Annotated in this window: 19 protein-coding genes; all 19 read right to left on the reverse strand. The window is 63.9% G+C overall.

Annotation, left to right across the window (positions count from 1 at the left end; genetic code table 11):
• Positions 1-8: 8 nt before the first annotated feature.
• On the reverse strand, positions 9-1,025 hold the full coding sequence (gene fliG / locus F3I16_RS12325) for a flagellar motor switch protein FliG (protein ID WP_160493892.1): 1,017 nt from the start codon (positions 1,023-1,025) through the stop codon (positions 9-11).
• Positions 1,018-2,808, reverse strand: coding sequence for a flagellar basal-body MS-ring/collar protein FliF (gene fliF / locus F3I16_RS12330; protein WP_160493893.1), 1,791 nt, complete (start codon positions 2,806-2,808; stop codon positions 1,018-1,020). The genes fliG and fliF overlap by 8 nt, the downstream gene beginning before the upstream one ends.
• A 17-nt stretch (positions 2,809-2,825) precedes the next feature.
• Positions 2,826-3,158 carry a flagellar hook-basal body complex protein FliE gene (fliE, locus tag F3I16_RS12335; RefSeq protein ID WP_160079342.1) on the reverse strand — a complete coding sequence of 111 codons (333 nt, stop codon included), beginning with the start codon at positions 3,156-3,158 and terminating at the stop codon, positions 2,826-2,828.
• Positions 3,159-3,336: 178 nt separating this feature from the next.
• The gene (gene fleR, locus F3I16_RS12340; protein WP_160493894.1) at positions 3,337-4,746 is read right to left on the reverse strand and encodes a sigma-54-dependent response regulator transcription factor FleR; all 1,410 of its coding nucleotides are present in this window, start codon (positions 4,744-4,746) and stop codon (positions 3,337-3,339) included.
• Between the two features lie 4 nt (positions 4,747-4,750).
• Complete coding sequence (locus F3I16_RS12345; RefSeq protein WP_160493895.1) at positions 4,751-5,965, reverse strand: PAS domain-containing sensor histidine kinase; 1,215 nt, start codon at positions 5,963-5,965, stop codon at positions 4,751-4,753.
• A 207-nt stretch (positions 5,966-6,172) separates the two neighbouring features.
• The gene (locus tag F3I16_RS12350; protein WP_160494036.1) at positions 6,173-6,631 is read right to left on the reverse strand and encodes a transposase; all 459 of its coding nucleotides are present in this window, start codon (positions 6,629-6,631) and stop codon (positions 6,173-6,175) included.
• A gap of 105 nt (positions 6,632-6,736) precedes the next feature.
• Entirely contained in the window at positions 6,737-8,209 is a 1,473-nt protein-coding gene (locus F3I16_RS12355; RefSeq protein ID WP_160493896.1) for a sigma-54 dependent transcriptional regulator, read from the reverse strand.
• A 193-nt stretch (positions 8,210-8,402) separates the two neighbouring features.
• The gene (gene fliT, locus F3I16_RS12360) at positions 8,403-8,699 is read right to left on the reverse strand and encodes a flagellar protein FliT (RefSeq protein ID WP_160489636.1); all 297 of its coding nucleotides are present in this window, start codon (positions 8,697-8,699) and stop codon (positions 8,403-8,405) included.
• A 29-nt stretch (positions 8,700-8,728) separates the two neighbouring features.
• A complete protein-coding gene (gene fliS / locus F3I16_RS12365; RefSeq protein WP_160493897.1) occupies positions 8,729-9,109 on the reverse strand; it encodes a flagellar export chaperone FliS in 381 nt (126 codons plus the stop codon).
• Between the two features lie 72 nt (positions 9,110-9,181).
• Positions 9,182-9,574: a flagellar export chaperone FliS gene (fliS, locus tag F3I16_RS12370; RefSeq protein ID WP_160493898.1), complete on the reverse strand. Its 393-nt coding sequence runs from the start codon at positions 9,572-9,574 to the stop codon at positions 9,182-9,184.
• Positions 9,575-9,577: 3 nt separating this feature from the next.
• Complete coding sequence (gene fliD / locus F3I16_RS12375) at positions 9,578-10,993, reverse strand: flagellar filament capping protein FliD (protein WP_160493899.1); 1,416 nt, start codon at positions 10,991-10,993, stop codon at positions 9,578-9,580.
• 68 nt (positions 10,994-11,061) lie between these two features.
• Positions 11,062-11,433 carry a flagellar protein FlaG gene (locus F3I16_RS12380; protein ID WP_160493900.1) on the reverse strand — a complete coding sequence of 124 codons (372 nt, stop codon included), beginning with the start codon at positions 11,431-11,433 and terminating at the stop codon, positions 11,062-11,064.
• Between the two features lie 81 nt (positions 11,434-11,514).
• Positions 11,515-12,687 (reverse strand): flagellin, encoded by a 1,173-nt coding sequence (locus F3I16_RS12385; RefSeq protein WP_160493901.1) that lies wholly within the window; start codon positions 12,685-12,687, stop codon positions 11,515-11,517.
• A 522-nt stretch (positions 12,688-13,209) separates the two neighbouring features.
• Complete coding sequence (gene flgL, locus F3I16_RS12390) at positions 13,210-14,466, reverse strand: flagellar hook-associated protein FlgL (protein ID WP_160493902.1); 1,257 nt, start codon at positions 14,464-14,466, stop codon at positions 13,210-13,212.
• A gap of 113 nt (positions 14,467-14,579) precedes the next feature.
• Complete coding sequence (flgK, locus tag F3I16_RS12395) at positions 14,580-16,616, reverse strand: flagellar hook-associated protein FlgK (protein WP_160493903.1); 2,037 nt, start codon at positions 16,614-16,616, stop codon at positions 14,580-14,582.
• Positions 16,617-16,625: 9 nt separating this feature from the next.
• A complete protein-coding gene (flgJ, locus tag F3I16_RS12400; protein WP_160493904.1) occupies positions 16,626-17,801 on the reverse strand; it encodes a flagellar assembly peptidoglycan hydrolase FlgJ in 1,176 nt (391 codons plus the stop codon).
• An 11-nt stretch (positions 17,802-17,812) separates the two neighbouring features.
• The gene (locus F3I16_RS12405) at positions 17,813-18,913 is read right to left on the reverse strand and encodes a flagellar basal body P-ring protein FlgI (protein ID WP_160079319.1); all 1,101 of its coding nucleotides are present in this window, start codon (positions 18,911-18,913) and stop codon (positions 17,813-17,815) included.
• Positions 18,914-18,926: 13 nt separating this feature from the next.
• Positions 18,927-19,640 carry a flagellar basal body L-ring protein FlgH gene (flgH, locus tag F3I16_RS12410; protein ID WP_160493905.1) on the reverse strand — a complete coding sequence of 238 codons (714 nt, stop codon included), beginning with the start codon at positions 19,638-19,640 and terminating at the stop codon, positions 18,927-18,929.
• 63 nt (positions 19,641-19,703) lie between these two features.
• A complete protein-coding gene (gene flgG, locus F3I16_RS12415; protein WP_160493906.1) occupies positions 19,704-20,489 on the reverse strand; it encodes a flagellar basal-body rod protein FlgG in 786 nt (261 codons plus the stop codon).
• Between the last annotated feature and the right edge of the window lie 40 nt (positions 20,490-20,529).

Consider the following 20,529-nt stretch of genomic DNA (forward strand, 5'->3'; position numbering starts at 1 on the left):
TATCCGCCTTAGATCATCGCCTCGCCGCCCGCGCCGCCGAGAACGATCTCGCCGGATTCGGCCATGCGACGAGCGATGGTGAGAATTTCCTTCTGCGCGGTCTCGACGTCGCTGACGCGAACCGGCCCCTTGGCGTCCAGGTCGTCGCGCAGCAGTTCGGCGGCGCGCTTGGACATGTTCTTGAAGACCTTTTCCTTGATCGCCTCGTCGGCGCCCTTGAGCGCCAGCACCAGCACGTCGGAGGACACCTCGCGCATCAGCGCCTGGATGCCCTTGTCGTCGACGTCGGCGAGGTTGTCGAAGACGAACATCAGGTCTTCGATCTGGCTCGACAGGTCCTCGTCCACCTCGCGGATCGAGTCCATCAGCTGGCCTTCGATCGAGCTGTCGAGGAAGTTCATGATATCGGCAGCGCGCTTGACCCCGCCGAGGTTGGCGCGGGTGGTACTGGCGCTGCCGGAGAACTGCTTCTCGAGGATCTGGTTGAGTTCCTTGAGCGCCGCCGGCTGCACGGTATTGAGCGAAGACACGCGCAGGACGATGTCCAGGCGCACCTTGTGGTCGAAGTGGCCGAGCACTTCGCCGGCCTGGTCGGGGTCGAGGTAGGCGACCACGATGGCCTGGATCTGCGGGTGCTCGTAGCGGATCACGTCGGCCACGGCGCGCGGCTCCATCCACTTCAGGCTGTCCAGGCCGCTGGTGCTGCCGCCGAGGAGGATGCGGTCGATCAGGTTGCCGGCCTTGTCCTCGCCCAGAGCCTGGGTGAGCATCTTGCGGATGTAGCCGTCGGCGCCGACGCCCAGGCTGGTCTGGTCGCCGACTATGTCGACGAACTCGCTCATCACGCCCTCGACCTGCTCGCGCTGGATATTGCGCATGCCGGCCATGGCCACGCCGACCCGCTGCACTTCCTTGGGCCCGAGATGGCGCAGCACCTGCGCGGCATCGGTCTCGCCGAGGGACAGCAGGAGGATGGCGGCCTTGTCGACCTTGTTCAGCTTGGCTGAAGTGCGATTGTCACTCATCGGCGTTGATCCACTCTTTCACCACCTGGGCCACGCGGCCCGGATCTTCTGCCACCAGGCTCTTGATGGCGTTCAGTTGCGCATCATACCCCTCGGACGGGCTGGGCAGCAGGATGCTTTGCGGGCCGCCGAGGCTCACCCGGTCGGCCGACAGCTCGCCGTCCAGGCCGCCCATGTCGCCGAGGTCGACGTCGCCGGCACGACCGCCAGCGGAGCCGCCCTTGCCGGCGGTGGTGATGTTGTTGAGTACCGGACGCAGCACACCGAACACCAGCACCAGGATGAACAGTACGCCGAGCACCTGCTTGACCACATCCCAGAACCAGGGTTGCGAGTAGAACGGAATCTCTATGACCTCCTCGCCGATATCGGCGGAGAACGGCGCGTTGATCACGCTGACGCTGTCGCCGCGGCTGGCGTCGAAGCCCACGGCGTCCTGCACCAGACGGGTGAAGCGCGCCAGTTCCTCGGCCCCCCAGGGCGTGCGGGTGACCTCGCCGGTCTCGGCGTTGGTGCTGACCTTGTCATCCAGCACCACCGCCACCGACAGGCGCTTGAGGCGGCCCTGCTGCTGCTTGGTGTAGCTGATCGAACGATCCAGCTCGAAGTTGCGGGTGGACTGCTCGCGCTTGTCGGCCGGATACGGCGCCAGCATCGGCAGGCCGGTGGCCGGATCCATGACCTGCTGGCCATTGGCATCCAGCAACGGTTGCCCGGCGGCGATCGGCCCGGCCGGGCCGGCCTGGGCTGCGCCCGCCTGCTGCGGAGCGGCAGCCGCGCCCGGCGGCTGGTTGCTCAGGGCACCCGGCACGCCTTGCGACGGCAGGCTGCTGGAACGCTGTTCGTTGACCTGCTGCTCGCTGCGCAACGCCGGCTGGTCCGGGTTGAACATTTCCGAGGTCGATTCGACGGCGCTGAAGTCGACATCGGCGGAGACTTCCGCCTTGTAGCGGCCGTTGCCCAGCACCGGCTGCAGGATGTTGTGCACGCGCTGGGTGAACAGGCTCTCCATGCGCCGGCTGTAGTCGAACTGCTTGCCGGCCATGCTCAGCTCGGACATTTCCTCCTGGTCGGAGAGCAGGTTGCCCTTCTGGTCGACCACGGTGATCTGCGACTTGGTCAGTTCCGGCACGCTGGTGGCGACCAGGTTGACGATGGCCATCACCTGGCTCGGTTCCAGGGCACGGCCCGGATACAGCTCGACCAGCACCGAGGCGCTGGGCTTGCGCTCGTCGCGCACGAACACCGAGCTCTTCGGGATGGCCAGGTGCACGCGGGCCGCCTTGACGTTGTTCAGGCTGGAGATGGTGCGTGCCAGCTCGCCTTCCAGGCCGCGACGGTAGCGGGTGGCTTCCATGAACTGGCTGGTGCCCAGGCCCTGCTCCTGGTCGAGGATCTCGAAGCCGACGTTGCCGTCGCGCGGCGTCACGCCGGCGCTGGCCAGTTTCATCTGCGCGCGGCCGTAGTCTTCCGACTTGACCAGCAGGGCGCCGGAATTCGGCTCGATGGTGTAGGCGATATCGGCGGCGGCCAGGGCCTCGACCACCTGGTTGGTGTCCATGCCGGCCAGGCTGCCGTACAGCGGCCGGTAGTCCGGCTGCTGCGACCAGAGCACCACGGCGAAGCCGATCGCCACGCTGGCGGCCAGGCCGACCAGCAGGCCGATCTGCCGCAGCATGGACATGTCGGAGAGGTTTTCCAGAAACGACAAGCCGAACAGCGGTTTCTTCGTTTCGGCCGCCGAGGTGGTGGCGGGTACGTTTGCAGCGACTGCTTCAGCCATGACTCAACTCCGCCCCGTTAGACCGGCATCTGCATGATGTCTTGGTAGGCCTGAACCAGCTTGTTGCGCACCTGGGTCATGGCCTGAAAGGAGACGCTGGCCTTCTGCGAGGCGATCATCACATCGGTGATGTCGACGCCGCCCTGGCCCATCTCGAAGGCGTTGGCCAGCTGCGTCGAGGCCTGCTGGGTCTCGTTCACCTTGCCCACGGCCTGGCCGAGCATGTCGGCGAAGCTCGGCGCTCCCGGCTCCGCCACGCTGGCGACAGGCGGCTTCTGCTTGGCCATGGCCTCCATCTGCATGGAGCGCATTTCCAACATCAGGCGATTGAACTCGACACCTTGACTCATGATCGTTCTCCGACGGCCGCGGTTTTTTGACGCTACGCGGCTCTGTACAGAGGTATTAGCAACAAGGGTGCCAAAGAACGCAGGCCCGCACAGGGCGGGCCAAAGAGGGGCGACGAAGGATGGCTTAGCCGCAGGCGTAACCCAGCAGTCTGCCCGCTAGGCATCGCCATCCTACGCATCAACTGGCGAACAGATACGCCTCGACATCCATGCCGGCATCGCGCATCTGTGCGAGCTTGTAGCGCAGGGTGCGCGGACTGATGCCCAGACGCTCGGCGGCTTCCTTGCGGCGGCCACGCTCGGAACGCAGGGTGTCGATGATCACCTGGAACTCGCGGCGGCGCAGGTCCTCGCCCAAGGCGCCTCCCGCCTCCACCGGCGCGGCCGGCGTGTCGACGGCCGCTACCGGCGGCACCAGGCTCAAGGGCTGGGCCGCAGCCGGCGCCACGGCCATGCCGATCGGTGCGGTCAGGCACAGGTCCTGGGGCTGGATCAGTCCGCCCTGCTGCAGGATCAGCGCACGCTGGATGGCATTGTCCAGCTCGCGCACATTGCCCGGCCAGCCGTGGCCCAGCAGTGCGGCGCGAGCCTGGGGCGAGAGCTGCACGGCGGCGTGATTCATTTTTTTGACGTGCTTGGCCAGCAGGCGCTCGGCCAGCGGCAGAATATCGGCGGGACGTTCGCGCAGCGCCCGCCAGGCCAGCGGGAACACCGACAGGCGATAGTAGAGGTCCTCGCGGAAACGCCCGGCCGCCACTTCGCCGGCCAGGTCGCGGTTGGTGGTGGCCAGCACGCGGATATCCAGGTTGATCGGCTTGCGCGCGCCGACCCGCTCCACCTCGCGCTCCTGCAGCACACGCAGGAGCTTGGCCTGCAGTGCCATGGGCATCTCGGAAATTTCGTCGAGGAGGATGGTGCCACCCTCGGCCAGTTCGAACTTGCCCGGCTGGGCGGCAATCGCCCCGGTGAACGCGCCCTTCTCGTGGCCGAACAGGGTGGCCTCGAGCATGTTGTCCGGAATCGCCGCGCAGTTGATCGCGATGAACGGCTTGCCGGCCCGCGGCGACTGCTGGTGGATGTAGCGCGCCAGCACCTCTTTGCCGGTACCCGATTCGCCGGAAATCAGCACGGTGGAATCGCTGCGCGCCACCCGCGCGGCCAGCTCCAGCAACTGCAGGCTGGCCGGCTCGAAGGCCACCGGGCCGTCCTGCTCGGCCGCACCGAGGCGGCCGAGGGCGTGGCGGGCCACCAGATCGAGCAGAGCCCTGGGCTCGAACGGCTTGACCAGATAATCGGCGGCGCCCTGGCGGATCGCATCCACGGCCCGCTCCACCGCGCCGTAGGCGGTCATCAGCAGCACCGGCAGCTGCGGGTAGCGCGAACGGATCAGCCCGAGCAGCTGATGGCCATCCATGCCCGGCATGTTGACGTCGCTGACCACCAGGCTGAAGGCCTCCTCGGTCAGCGCCAGCAGCGCGTCCTCGGCACACTCCACCGCACGCAACTCGTGCCCGCCGAGCAGCAGGGTGTCGGCCAGTGCCTCGCGCAGCGCGCGGTCGTCTTCGACCAGCAGAATCTTGGCAGTCATGGCGTTACTCCTGGTTAACCGATTGCACCGCGGGAAGCAGCGGCAGAACGAGGGTGGCGCAGGTGCCGCGGCCGACGCGCGAGCGCAGCTGCAGTTCGCCCTGGTGGGCGCGCGCCACCGCCTGGACCACGGCGAGGCCGAGGCCGGTTCCGGTGGTCTTGGTGGTGAAGAAAGGCTCGCCGAGGCGCGCCAGGGTGTCCGGGGCGATGCCCTGGCCGTTGTCGCTGACGCACAGGCGCAGGCTGTTGCCGCGTGCATACAGATGAATCTTCAGGCGCGCCTCGCGGCCGGCGGCCTGGATCGAGTTCTCGATCAGGTTGAGCACGGTGCCGACCAGGGTGTCGCGGTTGCACAGCAGCTCGCCGCCGCGGGCATCGCACTGCCAGCGCACGTTCAGGCCCTGCACATGCGACTCGGCCGCGCTGCGCAGGGCAGCGAACAGCGCCGCCGGGGCGAGGCGATCCGGCAGGGGCAGCTCGCCGCGGGCAAACACCAGCATGTCGCGCACCTGGTGCTCCAGCTCGTGCAGGCGCTCCTTCAGGCGCCCGGCGAAGCGCTGCTGCTGTTCCAGCGGCAACGCCTGTTCGGCCAGGTGGCTGGCATACAGCAGGGCCGCGGACAGCGGCGTGCGAATCTGGTGGGCCAGCGAGGCGACCATGCGCCCCAGGGCCGACAGGCGCTCGTGGCGCGACAGCTGATCCTGCAGGCGACGGGTTTCCGTCAGGTCGGTGAGCAATACCAGCTGCCCCGGCTCGCCATGCAACGAACGGGTGGCGATGGACAGCCGGCGGCCATCCTTGAGGGAAATTTCATGGCCGTCATCCTCTCGCGGGGCAAAACTGCGCTGGATGACTTCACGCCAGAGCATGCCGACCAGCGGCTTGACCAGTAGATTGCGCGCCACCGGATTGGCTTCGCGCACCACACCCTGGCCGTCGATGACGATGACGCCGCCCGGCAGCAGATCGAGCAGGCTCTGCAGGCGATGGGCCAGGCGCTCCTTCTCCGCCAGCTCCTGCATGCGCTGGGCACTGACCAGCGCCAGCTGGCCCTTGAGCTCGGTGACCCGGGCTTCGAGCATGCTGTAGGAGGCCGTGAGCTGGGTCGACATCTGGTTGAACAGCTCGAACGCCTGCTCCAGGCTCGCGCGGCTGGCTTGCTCGACGGGCGCGGGGGCCACGGATTGCGGGATTTGCGGCTGTTGGGCGGCCTGGCTCATGCTCTTCTCTCACTGGGCAGACCGTCAGCAGATGGTCAGTCAGAAGAGTCTTAGCAATACCCGTGCCTAAAAAAATATCGTTATTAATCAATTAGTTAAAAAATAAAGCCGGAGGCTGTGTCAAAGCTCCGGCTCTATTTCGCCAGCAAGCTGGCTCCTACAGGAAAGCATTGCGTCTGTAGGAGCCAGCTTGCTGGCGAAAGGGGCCTACAACCAAACGGCATCCCACAACGGATAGTCCCCAACCCGCCTCACCAGCCCGGCACGCAACGGGTTGGCTATCACATACCGAGCCACCGCCTGAATATCTTCATCGCGGCGCAATGCATGATCGTGGAAACCTTTCTGCCATAACCTGCCCTGCCCGCCACAGGCTCTATTGATCGCAATCGCGCTGCGCGAATTGAGCTGCCGCATGAGCTTATCGAGGGGCAACTGCTGAAGTTCGATCAGCCAGTGCAAATGATCGGGCATGATCACCCAGGCCAAAGAATTCACTCTTTCATCGTCATGCAACAAACGCATTTCGCGGACCAGCAGGCGTCCCAGGCGCCAGTCTGCAAATACCGGAACTCGGTTTTGCGTGACACTGGTCAGGAGATAAATTCGACCGGCTTCGGAATACCGTCCCTTGCGTAGCGCGTGGCTGCCGGGAGGTTGATGCATGGACTCCATTCCAAGCTCTCCTTGGCCAACAATCGCCAGCAAGCTGGCTCCTACAAGTGAGCATTGCCTTGGTAGGAGCCAGCTTGCTGGCGAAAGGGTTTCCCCTCAGTCTTCCTGGCCCTCATCCTCGCGGCGGCTCATGCCGTACTTGCGCATTTTCTCGACCAGCGTGGTGCGGCGAATGCGCAGGCGTTCGGCGGCTCGCGCCACCACCCCGCCGGCATCATCCAGCGCCTGCTGGATCAGGCCCTGCTCGAGGTTGCCCAGGTAGTCCTTGAGGTCCAGGCCTTCCGGCGGCAGCATGGCGGCGGTGGATACCCCGGGCAGCCCGGCGCCGATGGCGGCGCGCTCCTCGAACTCCTCGCGCAGGCTGGTCGCCAGCTGCTCGTCCTCGTCATCGACATGACGGAACTTCTTCGGCAGCTCACCCACGCCGATCACCCCATAGGGATGCATGATCGCCATGCGCTCGACCAGGTTGGCCAGCTCGCGCACGTTGCCCGGCCAGTCATGCCGGCACAGCGACATGATCGAGGCCGAGTTGAAGCGGATGGAACCGCGCTTCTCGAACTCCATGCGCGAAATCAGCTCGTTCATCAGCAGCGGGATGTCTTCCACCCGCTCGCGCAGCGGCGCCATCTCGATGGGGAAGACGTTGAGGCGGTAGTAGAGGTCTTCACGGAAAGTCCCCTCCTCGATCATCTTCTCCAGGTCCTTGTGGGTGGCGGCGATGATGCGCACGTCGGCGCTCTGCGTCTTGTTGCTGCCGACCCGCTCGAAGGTGCGCTCCTGCAGCACGCGCAGCAGCTTGACCTGCATCGGCAACGGCATGTCGCCGATCTCGTCGAGGAACAGGGTGCCGCCATTGGCCAGCTCGAAACGCCCGGCCCGGCTGGTGATGGCGCCGGTGAACGCGCCCTTCTCGTGGCCGAACAGCTCGCTTTCCAGCAGCTCGGCCGGAATCGCGCCGCAGTTGACCGGCACGAACGGCGCCTCGCGACGCCGAGAGTGGTAATGCAGGTTGCGCGCGACCACTTCCTTGCCGGTGCCGGACTCGCCGAGGATCAGTACGCTGGCCTCGGTATCGGCGACCTGCTGCATCATCTGCCGCACGTGATGGATGGCGCGGCTGGTGCCGACCAAGCTACGGAACAGGTTGGGTTCGCGCTGGCGACCGCGCTCGCGGGCCTGGTCGTACATCTCGCGGTAGACCTGGGCACGGTGCAGGGAATCGAGCAGCTTGTTGTAGCTGGCCGGCATTTCCAGGCTGGCCAGCACGCGACGGCGCAGGTCCTCCGGCCAGTCCGCCGGCGCCGCCTCGCCGATCAGCAGCAACGGCAGGTTTTCATCCCAGGCCGTCAGCTGCTTGAGCAGCTCCAGCGCCCCGCCCTTGGCCGCAACATCGCCGAGCAGTACGCACAGCACGGTGCGACTGGAGTCCAGCGGCGCCACGGTTTCCCGCCAGCCGGAACTGTCGCAGGAGAAGTGTTCTTCGCCGAGGAAATTGAGGATGACCGCCAAATCGCGGCGGCGCTCGCTGTTGTCGTCAATCAGCAGAATCTTGGTTTCACGCCACATCTTGTTAGGTTCTGACTCGCGAGCTGGAAATGAAATTGCCTGCCACTACAGCAGGCAACACCGGCAATTGGCCACTAGTAAAGTCAAAAACAAGGCACGAGTCAATTTAATGACGTGATTTTTCTTGCGTATTCGCGAGGAAAATCAGAATGAAGGGCAAAAACGCGTTCGACTCGGGTCGCCGAAGCCGAACTCAGGTGAACAGTTGGTAGACCTTCGCGCCCTGCTGCGACTGGTTCAGCTGCACCAGCTCGCCGGCCAGGCGGCGTTGCTCGGTCTGGCACATGGTCACCAGCTCGCGATAGAGGTCGAGCAATTCCTGCATGCGTTCACGCAACACGCCCTCATCGCGCACGGCCTCGACCATGGCTTCGTCGACGGCCTGCCGGCACTGCGCATCCAGTTCGCCGATGGCCGCCCAGTCCTGCCGGGCCAGGGCATCGCGCAGGGCGCTGCCGGTGGCTTCCAGACGTTGCACGGATGAACTCATGAGATTCCCCTCTCGGCTTGCGGCACGCATCAGTGGCTGATGGCATCCCAACCGGATTTCACATTACGCAGCAGACCGGCCACTTCGTCGATCAGCGCCACATCGTTGTCCCGATTGGCCTTGACCAGGCGAGACACCATGTATTCATAGAGCCGGTCCAGGTTGACCGCGATTTCGCCGCCCTGCGCAAAGTTCAGCCCATCGCGCAGGCCGCCAATGATACCGATGGCCTTGCCAATAAGCTCACCCTTGGCCGCCAATTGCCCGTACTGCATCGCGCCCTTGGCCTGAGCCAGACGGGACAGGCCGCCATCCATCAACATCTGAATCAGGCGGTGCGGATCTGCATCGGTCAATTGAGTCTGAGTGTTGACGGTTTGATACTGCCGGAGGGCCGCCATCGCATTCATTGTCGCTCTCGCCATTCTGCTTGCTGGATACCCAAGATATCGGCAACACAGCGCAAAGCTTTAGCGATGAAGTCAGGCGATCGGGGACGTTTCGACCTCAGGGCCGATGGCATCCCAGGCAGTCTTGATCTGCCCCAGCAGCGCCTGGACTTCGTCCAGGGAACGCGGCGTGCCATCCAGGGCGACGCCAGCCAGACGGCGGGTCATGTAGTCGTACAGCGCATCAAGGTTCTCGGCAATCTCACCGCCCAGTTCCTTATCCAGACTGGCCTGCAGCACGCCAATGATGCTCAGTGTCGAGCCCACCGCCTCGCCACGCAGGTTGGGTTTGCCCTCTGCCTGAGCCTGCTTCGCCAAGAGCACGCGCTCGATAGCCCCATCGAGCAGCATCTGTACCACTCGGTAATTGCTGACATCCTGGCTGATCCGAACTTGCTTGTAGGTGTCGATGGATTTCTTGCTCATCGCTTAACTATCCTTTTTCACGAAGCCCGGCAGGCTGCCAAGGGACTGGGTCAGCCGATCACTGGTCTGGTTCAGCTGTCCGACCAGGGCATCCATGGCATTGAATTGGGCATACAGGCGGGCCTGCACCTTCTCGATTCGCAGGGCGAGGTTTTCTTTCTGCTTGTCGATGTCATCGATGGTGGACTGCAGACCGCTGATCCGCTGTTCGAGCACGCCACCGGTCTTGACGAAGCCGTCGATGCGTTTGTCGATTCGGCTCATCAGGCCACTTTCGCCGGTAAAGAAGGTGCCCACCGCATCGAAGTTATTATCGAGCGCAGTCTTGAGCTTGGCATCGTCGATTTTCAGGGTGCCATCTTTCTGAGTGGTGATACCCAGATCTGACAATACGCGAACCCCATCCTGACTCGCCGGGTTGACCAACTCGTTACGTACGGCACTGAGTAGGTTGCGCACCGTGGTATCGCCAACCAGGCCGCCGACCACCGGCTCCTTGCCTTCGCCCACCGACACAACGCTGGTCAGTTCATTGCTGGTCTTGATCAGCTTGTTATAGGCGTCGACAAACTTCTTGATACTGTCCGTAACGCCGCCGGTATCCTGACCCACCGTCACCGTCAGCGGCTTGTCCACCTCGGTCTTGGCAACCAGTTCAAGGGTCACTTCCGGAATGGCGCCGGTCACACTATTGGTCGGGCTAGTCAGCGTCAGCCCGTCGATGCTGAACTCGGCATCGGCCGCCTGGGTGATGTAACCCGCGCTGGCAGTATCCGCCGCATTCAAGGCAACGGTCCCGTTGGCATCCAGCGCAGCCAGATTACCCGTGCCCGTCACGATCACATCCTGGCCGGCCCCGGTCTTGCTGGAGCTGAATACCAGGCGCGACTCGCCGGTGGTCGAGCCCGGATTGCTGACGATATTGACGCTGATACCCTTGTCCTTGAGCGCCGCATTGAGCTGGTCACGGGTACTCGACAAATCGGAACCCGCGGCGATCTTGACTTGCGTTCCGGTATCAGCAACACCCAGCTTGACGGTGAAGGTTTCCTCCGCCGCACCACTGCCGAAGGTGTTGTCCACCGCAGCAGAAGCCACCTTGCTGGAGGCCGCCAGGCGATTCACCGCCACCTGGTAGATGCCAGCCAGGGCACTCTTGCTGGCAGAAGCGGTTAGCGAAGCGGTATTGGATGAGCTGGCCGTACGCTTTTCAAACAGCGAAGTATCGTTCAATTCCTTCAGTGCTGTCTGAAAGGCGCTCAGGGAGCTCTTGAGCTGGCCCAATGCGGAGAACTTGGTCGTCGTGGCCTTTTCAAGACGCGCCAGCTGCGCTTCCTTCGGAGCCTTTTCCGCATTGACCAACGAACCGACGATGCTGTCGATATCGATGCCAGAACCAATACCGGTTATACCGACCATGCTGACCACCTCGTCATGGGGTTGACGCTTTTACGCTGAAAACCAAACACAACCAAAATTCATGCCACTCAGGCTTCGGCCTTGAACAGCAGGCTACGGACCTCTTCCAGGTTTTCGGCCAAACGCAACGCATCTTCAGTGGGGATCTGACGAACGACATCTCCCGAGGCCGAATCCGTGACCCTGACCACCACGCGCCCGGAGGAGTCATCGAAATCGAAGTTCAGATCGCGCCGGATCGATTGCACGAAGCCCTGAATCGAGGACACGGCCTTTTCAACGGATTCCCTGACCGACTCCGCAGACTGCTCGGGCTGCTGGGTTGCCGTGTCGGTCGCGGGCAGCGCTTCAGCGCGCAAAGCAGAACCTCCAGCCGTCCCGGCTGGCGACCTTGATCCAGTTGTTACCAACGACAACGGATTGCTGATACCTACGTCCATCGTCACACCCTCTCAATGGCAAGACGGGGGGAAGCGCCAAGCACTTCCCCCCGTAGTCTAACGCTGACTGGCTGTTTCAGCTTACTGCAGGAGGCTGAGCACCGCCTGCGGCAGCTGGTTGGCCTGGGCCAGGATCGCGGTGCCGGCCTGTTGCAGAATCTGGTTCTTGCTCAGGTTGGCGGTTTCCGCAGCGAAGTCGGTGTCCTGGATACGACCGCGGGCGGCCGTGACGTTTTCGCCAATGTTCTGCAGGTTGGCGATGGTGTTGTCGAAGCGGTTCTGCACCGCACCGAGGTCGGCGCGCTGGGCGTCAATTTGCTTGATCGCATCGTCGATGACCAGCACCGCGGACTGCGCACCAGCGACATCGGTGATATCAATATCGTCGACAGTGTTGGTAGCTACCACAGTAGGCGTAGCAACGGCAGCAAACGCAGCACCAGTAGCGGTGCCGGCACCAAAGGTGATGCTGGTCAGGGCGCTGGTAGTTGGCGTGTCGGCATCGCCCTTGTTGATCACCTGATAGGCGCCGGCGGAATCCTTATGCACACCCACTTCCAGGTTTGCATCGTTGATGGCGGCCGCCAGCTTGTCGGTGATCTGGGCAGTTGTATCGGTAGTCTTCAGCTCGACATCCAGAGTCACGTTCTTCGTGGTATCCGAGAAAACGAGAGCCAGGGTTGCGGTACCGTCTGCGGTAGCCGCAGCGGTGGCATTGCCAAATGCACCTTTGAAGAAGTTGCCTTCGAGCGAATCTGTGCTCATCTCGGCAATGCTGACGCTGATGCTTTCGTTGGCCGCGGAACCGACCTGGAAGCTGGTGGTGCCGAAGTTGCCGTCCAGCAGCTTGCGACCACCGAAGGTGGTGGTGTTGCTGATACGGTCGAGTTCTTTCTTCAGCTGACCCACTTCTGAGTTCAGCGCCTCGCGCTCGGAGTCGCTGTTGGAGCCGTTGGCCGACTGCAGGGAAAGGTCACGCATACGCTGCAGGATGTTGGTCGACTGCTGCAGGGCGCCTTCGGCGGTCTGCGCCAGGGAGATACCGTCGTTGGCGTTCTTTACCGCAACACCCAGGCCGTTGATCTGGCTGGTCAGGCGGTTGGCGATCTGCAGGCCGGCGGCATCGTCCTTGGCGGAGTTGATGCGCGAACCGGTGGACAGACGCTGCATCGAAGTCGCCAGGGCGTTGGACGAGGAGTTCAGGTTGCGCTGAGTGTTGAGGGACGCGACGTTAGTATTGACAGTAAGAGCCATGGTATTTGCCTCCGAGGGCGCTGGTACTTAGGTTTGCCTGAGTTTGCGAGCTGTGAGCCTGCAATTTGCTCAGGCGCCCATAAACTTCGCATTCGTAATCTTTATCGGCGCTACCCAAGGATGCTTTAGGGGCTTTTTCCACGTTTTGGCGAATTTTTTTTCCCTAACAAGAACAATCGGTTAAACCGGCATCGAGAAGAAAAACGCAACGCTGGCGGCTTTTCGTCGGCATATCGGCATTGCACAGACATCTCACACCACCACCTAGCCCTGGCACGCGTGAACACGCGGCGTCAGAGCAGGACTGGAAACGCGCCAGCCCCAGCAGAAAAGCCCCACGAGCGAAAAATGACATGTCTAACCGCTGATCACGAAGATCGGTCGCTGCGCTAAGGCACCGCATTGAAATGACTGCGGCAAAAACAAAAGCCTCCACGACTTCCCGGGAGGCTTTTTCTCTGGGGGCGGGTTTCGACCCGCTTCCTGCCATTTTTCAGGGGTGCAAGCCCAGTCCGCAATGTGTCAGCGCAGCTGATTGAACAGGCTAAGACTGCTGATCTTCACATAGCTTTGCTGTGCGGCTTCCAGAATTACCGACTGGAAAGACAGGCGCGACAGAGCCTCAGCATAATCCAGCTCGCGCAGATCAGCCTGCACTCCCTTATTCACCAGGCTGACGTCTTCATTGTCAGTTCGGGTGGAGTCGATGATATTCAGGCGCGCGCCGATTTCGCCACGCACTCCGTCCACCGTGCTCATGCCGTGATCTAGGTTGGTTAGTGCCTCGGCCACCGCGTCGCGAATCTGCAGGCTTCCGGCGGGCGTATCCACACCGTCTTCCAGGGCCGTGCGCAGATTGGCGATGGTCGTCAGAATGCCCTGTTTTTCCTGACTCGGGTCGGCCGTGACCTGAATGGTCTCGCCGCCGACCGGAACCCCGTCGAACTGCAGGGTCACACCACGAAACACCAGCTGATCGCTGTTGCCCGGGTCATCATCCAGCTTGCCATTGGCCAGCACCGGGGCCGGAACGCCGATCTCGAACACCTCGTAACTGCTGGCATCAGGATTGCCGAAGACGATCTGGATGCCTGCCGCCGGGAAGTTGTTCGGCGGGGCTGCAGCGAACGCCACTTCATCCTGCACCAGGGGCGCAGAAACGCTCAGGGTAGAACCGGCAGGACTCACGGTAAGCGCGCTGTCCACGCGCCCGGCATTGGTGACGTTCTCAAAAATCTTCTTGCCGCTGTCGCTGATCGCCAGATCCAGCGAACTGGCCACCTGCAGTTTGCGCTGCCCCTCGTCGCCCTCATAGCTGTAGGAGCCATCGGCCTGGCGCACAAAAGGCTGGGTCTTGCCCTGGAACCCGGCGAACAGGTACTCGCCGCGGGCGTTACGCGTGTTCATCAGGCCGAGCAGCTCGCCCTCGCGCTCGCCCAGTTCCGCGGCGATGGACTGCCGGTCCGCCTGGCTGAGCCCGCCATTGCCAGCCTGCACCGCCAGCTCGCGTACACGCTGGAGGATGGTATTGACCGAGTTGAGGGTGGCTTCCTCCTGGGTCAGGCTGTTGTCCGCCGCCGTGAGGTTGTCCTTGTACTGAGTCAGCACGTTCTGCTGCTGTTCCAGCTGCAGCAGGCGTACCGAGGCTACCGGATCATCGGCTGGGGTAAGGATGCGATTGCCGGTGCTGATCTGCTCCTGGGTGCGGGTAACGCTGGCATAGTTGCGCTGCAGGCCCTGCACGCCGTTGTTGAACGCCTGGATGGTGGAGATGCGCATGCTTGAGCCTCTTGCTGCAACCGGCGGGCCCCGGTGGATTCTGTAGGGTGCGCCGTGCGCACCGGGCGGTTCATTGGTGCGCACGGCCTAGGCGGCCCCGCACACCCTACGGCTTACCTGAAGGTGTTGATCAGGGTATCGAACAAAGAGCGGGCAACTTGAATGATCTGCGCCGACGCGTTGTAGTACTGCTCGAACTTGATCAGGTTGGCGGCTTCCTCGTCGAGGTTGACCGCCGACAGCGAGTCGCGGTTGTCGGTGGCCTGTTTGAGGATGGCACCGGTGGCCTCGCTGTCCTGGCGGGCCTGGGCGGTCAGGGTGCCGACCCGCTCGACCAGGTCGCCATAGCCATCGGTGAAGCTGACACCGGTGGCGATGCCCACCGTCTTGTCCACGCCAACGGTCTGCTTGCTCTGCAGGTCCACCAGTTTCAGGGCGTTGCGGTTGTCGGAGACGCCGTTCTGGTTGAAACCGAGGTTGAAGGTGTCACCAGTTTCCGGGCGACCGCTGAAAGCCTGCGAGACCTCCAGCGTGCTGCCAGCAGAAGTGATCGTGTAGCTCAGGGTGTTGCTCTGCCCCGGAGTGATGCTCAGGGTAGCCGGCGAAACGGTGACGCCTGCTGGCGCGCTCAGGGTCAGCGTCCCCGTGGTGGCCGGCGCAACCGGCCCGGCATAGGTCATGGTCAGCGGCGATAGCGCCTGCAGATCCGCCGGAACCAGCGGATCCTGGACGTTGTCGATGGAGGGCTGACCGATCACTGCATTGCCGCGGTTCTGCAGGTTGGCCTCGGAGCGCAGGGGCGCGGCAAAGGCCAGCTGATCGGGCTGATCCAGCACCGTCGAGATGCTGGTAGCACCACGCCGGGTGGGCTGCAGCAGGAACTTGTCGCCAGCCGCCGGCGCGCTATCGATGACCAGTTCGAAGCCCTGGTCGCGACCGGCCGCATCGGTGAAGGTCAGGGTTTGCGGATAGGTGTAGGGGCCCGCAGGAGTCAGCGTCATGGCCTCGCCATCGCTTAACCTCCGTGCCGTGTAGTTGGTGCCGTCATATTCCAGGCGATAGTCGCTGGTGGTCAGTACGCTGCTGTCGGTGATGTTCAGCGCCGGCTGGACGTTGCCGGTATTGGTCGAGAACGCCCGCACCCGCAGCGCCGCCAGCGCCGCATCGTTGAAGTCGCCGAACAGTGCGGTACCCACCTGCCCCTTCAAGTCCAGGCCCTGGCCGAGCTGGGTATTGACCTGGTCGCTGACCGCCAGCGCCAGCCGGCCGAGCGAGTTGAGGGTCGGGTCCAGGGTCTCGGCGCGGTAGCGGATCAAGCCGCCCAGCTCGCCGCCGGTCAACAGGGAGGTGATGCCCTGGCTGGAACCGCCACTGACAAAATTCACCTCGAAGCGGGTCGGGTCGCCCTGCCCCGGCACCACTTCCAGGCGACTGGTGGTGCTACCCACCACCAGCGGCTGGCCGGAGCCGACGAACAGGTTGACCGAACTGTCATCCTGCGCCACCACCGTCACGCCGACGTAGGTGGACAGTTGGCGGATCGCCTCTTCGCGGGCGTCCAGCAGGTCGTTGGGCTGCTGGCCGTTGGCCGCGGCCACGGCAATGGCTTCGTTATAGCTGGCGACCGAGGTCGCCAGGCGATTGACCTGGTCGCTGACCGCCACCATCTGCTTGTTGATGAACTCGTTCTGCTCGTTGATGCGGTCGTAGACGGTATTGAAGCGCCGGGCCAGGCCTTCCGCCTCGGACAGCACCAGCTGCCGCGCCGGAATGTTGGCCGGGTCTTCGGCGGCGGTCTGCAACGAGGAGAAGAACTTCTGCAACGAGGGCGTGATGCCGGTGGTAGTGCCGGCCAACAACGAGTCGAGCTGCTCGATCTGACTCCTGTAAGCCTCCACGTCACTGCTCAGCGCCGTACTGGTGCGCACCTGGGTAGTCAGAAACTCACTGTAGCTGCGGCGAACGTCGGTCAGCGTGGTGCCCGAACCTATGTAGCCAGCGCCGCTGAATTGCGGGATGCGCGTGGCCTGCACCGTGTCCTGGCGGGAAAAGCCGGGGGTGTTGACGTTGCTGATGTTGTGGCCGGTGACCGCCAGCGAGGTCTTGTTCGCCGCCAGCCCGGACAGGCCAATATTCAGTAGGTCAGCCATATCTCAGTCTCAGGTCCTAGTGGTCGCGACGTCGACGGACGCTACCGCCTGGTAGGTCTGCATCTTGCGGGCAATCTGGGCAATCTTGCGGGCGTACTGCGGGTCGGTGGCATAACCGGCCTCCTGCAGTTCGCGCACGAAGCGCTCCGGGTTGTCGGTTGCGGCCAGCGCATCCTGATAGCGGCCGTTGCCCTGCAGGAAGCTCACATAGTCGTTGAAGCTCTGCTGGTAGGAGTCGTAGGCACGGAACGACGCCGCCTCCTTGACCGCCTCGCCGCCCTTGTACTCGGTGGTCAGCATCCGCGCCGACTCGCCCTGCCAGGAGCCATGGCTCTTGATGCCGAACAGGTTGTGGCTGCTGGAGCCATCCTGCTGGCGAATGATCGACTTGCCCCAGCCGGTTTCCAGGGCGGCCTGGGCCACCAGGTAACGGGCATCGACGCCGATCTTCTGCGCCGCCTGTTCGGCCATCGGCAGCATGGTGGCGATGAATTCCTCGGCCGACTGGAACGCCGACTTGCCCGGCGCCAGCGGCGGCTGGGCCAGGCGCCGACCGCTGAGGGCGTCGCTGTCTTGCAGGTTCAGCGTTTGGCGTTCGTCGCTCTTGGCGGCCTTGTTCGGCAACCAGTCGGCAGCCGCCAGCGGCTGCGTGTCGGCCTCGCTGCCGGCCGGCACGATGCCCGCCAGCAGGCGATCGGTGAGCTTGCCCGGCAGGCTCAGGCGGCGCTGGTTGAGCAGCTCGGAGTCGTCGCGCACGCCCCCCGCCTCGTCCTTGAAGCCTTGCGGGACGGCCGCGACGGCGGCCTGTTCGACCACCTTGGCAAACGGGTTGGGCCGCTCGCTGGGCCCCTTCATCTTCGACAGCTGGCGCTCCAGCACATCGGCCAGGCCGATGCCGCCGCCGCTCTTGGACAGGGTCACGGCCAGCTGCTGGTCGTGCATGTCCTGATAGGTCTTGCTCTCGTTGCTGTTCATGAAGTTGCCTTCGGCGAATACCGCGTTCGCCGAGCGCATGGCCTTCATCATCTCGTTGAGGAACAGCGACTCGAACTCCTGCGCCACCTTCTTGATGTTGCCGTCGCTGTCGCCGTTGACCTTGAACTGGTTGAGCCGGTTCAGGTCGGTGTAGGCACCGCTGTCGAATGGCTTGCCGCCGGTGAGGCCGGCTGAAAGTCGGGAATCCATGGCCGCCTCCGTCAGATCACGATCAGGTCAGCCTGCAGGGCGCCGGCTTGCTTGAGCGCCTCCAGGATGGCCATCAGGTCGGAAGGGGCGGCGCCGACCTGGTTCACCGCGCGGACGATTTCATCCAGGGTGGTACCGGGGCCGAACTTGAACATCGGCTTGGCCTCCTGCACCGCATCGATCTTGGAGTTCGGCACCACGGCGGTCTGCCCGCCGGAGAACGCCTCGGGCTGGCTGACGATCGGGTCTTCGGTGATGGTCACGGTCAGGCTGCCGTGGGTCACCGCGGCCGGCTGCACGCGTACGTTCTGGCCGATGACGATGGTGCCGGTGCGCGAGTTGATGATGACCTTGGCCACCGCCTGCCCCGCCTCGACCTCGATGTTTTCCAGCACCGACAGGTAATCGACGCGCTGGTTCGGGTCCAGCGGCGCGCTGACGCGGATCGAGCCGCCATCGATGGCCTGGGCCACGCCCGGGCCGAGCAGGCCGTTGAGCTGGTCGACGATGTTCTTCGCCGTGGTGAAGTCCGGGCGGTTGAGGTTGAGGGTCAGGCTGTTGCCCTGCTCGAAGCCGCTCGGCACCGGCCGCTCCACCGTGGCCCCGGCCGGAATGCGCCCGGCCGACGGAACGTTGACGGTGATCCGCGAACCATCGGCGCCGCCGGCATCGAAGCCGCCGACCACCAGGTTGCCCTGGGCCACGGCATAGACGTTGCCGTCGATGCCCTTCAGCGGCGCCAGCAGCAGGCTGCCGCCGCGCAGGCTCTTGGCGTTGCCGATCGAGGAAATGGTCACGTCGATGGTCTGCCCCGGCTTGGCGAACGGCGGCAGCTCGGCGTGGATGGACACTGCCGCGACGTTCTTCAGCTGCACGTTGCCGCCACCGGGCGGCACCTTGATGCCGAACTGCGCCAGCATGTTGTTGAAGGTCTGCAGGGTGAACGGGGTCTGCGTGGTCTGGTCGCCGGTGCCGTTGAGGCCGACCACCAGGCCGTAGCCGATCAGCTGGTTGCTGCGCACGCCCTGGATGCTGGCCAGATCCTTCAGGCGTTCGGCCTGCACGGTGCCGGCGGCGAGCAGCAGGCAGATGACGGAAATCAGTCGCTTCATGATCGATACCTGGTCAGAACGGGAACAGCGGGCTCATGAAGAAACGGTCGAACCACCCAGGCTGGCTGGCATCGGCGAAGGCGCCGGTGCCCGAGTAGGTGATGCGGGCATTGGCCACCCGGGTCGAGGACACGGTGTTGTCGGTGGCGATATCGTCGGAACGGATCATGCCGGCGATGCGCACCAGCTCGTCGCCGGTGTTCAGGGTCAGCCACTTCTCGCCGCGCACGGAGAGGATGCCGTTGGGCAGCACTTCGGCGACGGTCACGGTGATCGAGCCGGACAGGCTGTTGCTCTGATCGGCGGCACTGTCGCCTTCGGTTTCACGGCTGCCGCTGTAGCTGGCATCCAGGCTCAGCTTGGCCGCATCGAGAGGATTGAGGTCGCTGTCAGGGTTATCCATCGACACGCCACCGCCAAACAGCGAGGTCAGGCCGATATTGGCGCTGCTGTCCTTGGCCATCTTCGAGCCGGCCGACTTGCTCGCCTGGGTCTTCTCGCTGAGGGTGATGGTGATGATGTCGCCCACCCGATAGGCCTTGCGGTCGTCGTACAGGTTGGTTTCGAAACCGGCCTGGTAGATGGCGCCGTTGGTCTGCGCAGCCGGCAGCGGGGTACGCGGCAGCACCGGGGCGTAGTAGGGATCGTCCGGCTTCGGCGGTGGCGACACGCAGCCGCCCAGGACGGTGGCGCTCAGCACGGTAAGAAGAATCATCAGCCGGTTCATAACCACTACCTCACGGCGTTCTTGTTGCTTCAGGCGCTTGCCGGGTCAGGCCCGGCACGCGCGTTAAAGATTCTGGGTAATAAAGGACAGCATCTGGTCGGCGGTGGAGACAACCTTGGAGTTCATCTCGTAGGCGCGCTGGGTGGTGATCATGTTCACCAGTTCCTCGACCACGCTGACGTTGGAGTTTTCCAGGGTGTTCTGCAGCGTCACGCCGAGACCGGTCAGGCCCGGGGTGCCGACCTGCGGGGCACCGCTGGCCGCGGTTTCCAGGAACAGGTTGTTGCCGATGGCCTGCAGGCCCGCCGGGTTGACGAAGTCGGCGGTCTGGATGTTGCCGACCACTTGCGGCGTCGGGTTGCCGAGGGTGGTCACCGAAGCGGTGCCGTCCTCGCCGACGGTGAAGGTCTGCACTTCGGCCGGCAGGACGATGGCCGGCTCCAGGGCAAAGCCCTGGCTGGTGACGACCTGGCCGTCGGCGTCCAGGTGGAAGCTGCCGTCACGGGTGTAGGAAACGGTGCCGTCCGGCAGCAGGACCTGGAAGAAGCCGCGGCCGTTGATGGCCAGGTCGAGCGGCTGCTCGGTGGTCTGCAGGCTGCCCTGGGTGTGGATCTTCTGCGTGCCGGCAATGCGCACCCCGGTACCCAGCTGCAGGCCGGTGGGCAGTTCGCTGTCCTGGCTGGACTGGCCGCCGGGCTGACGGCGGATCTGGTACAGCAGGTCCTCGAACTCGGCGCGATCGCGCTTGAACCCGGTGGTCGAGACGTTCGCCAGGTTGTTGGAAATCGTGGTCAGGTTCATGTCCTGGGCGGACAGACCGGTTTTGGCAACCCAGAGAGCAGGAAGCATGTTCTTTCTCCTCGAGCGCCGGTTTCATGGCGCTTCGCGT

The sequence above is a fragment of the Pseudomonas sp. L-22-4S-12 genome (assembly GCF_009799935.1).
In the GTDB taxonomy this organism is placed as follows: domain Bacteria; phylum Pseudomonadota; class Gammaproteobacteria; order Pseudomonadales; family Pseudomonadaceae; genus Aquipseudomonas.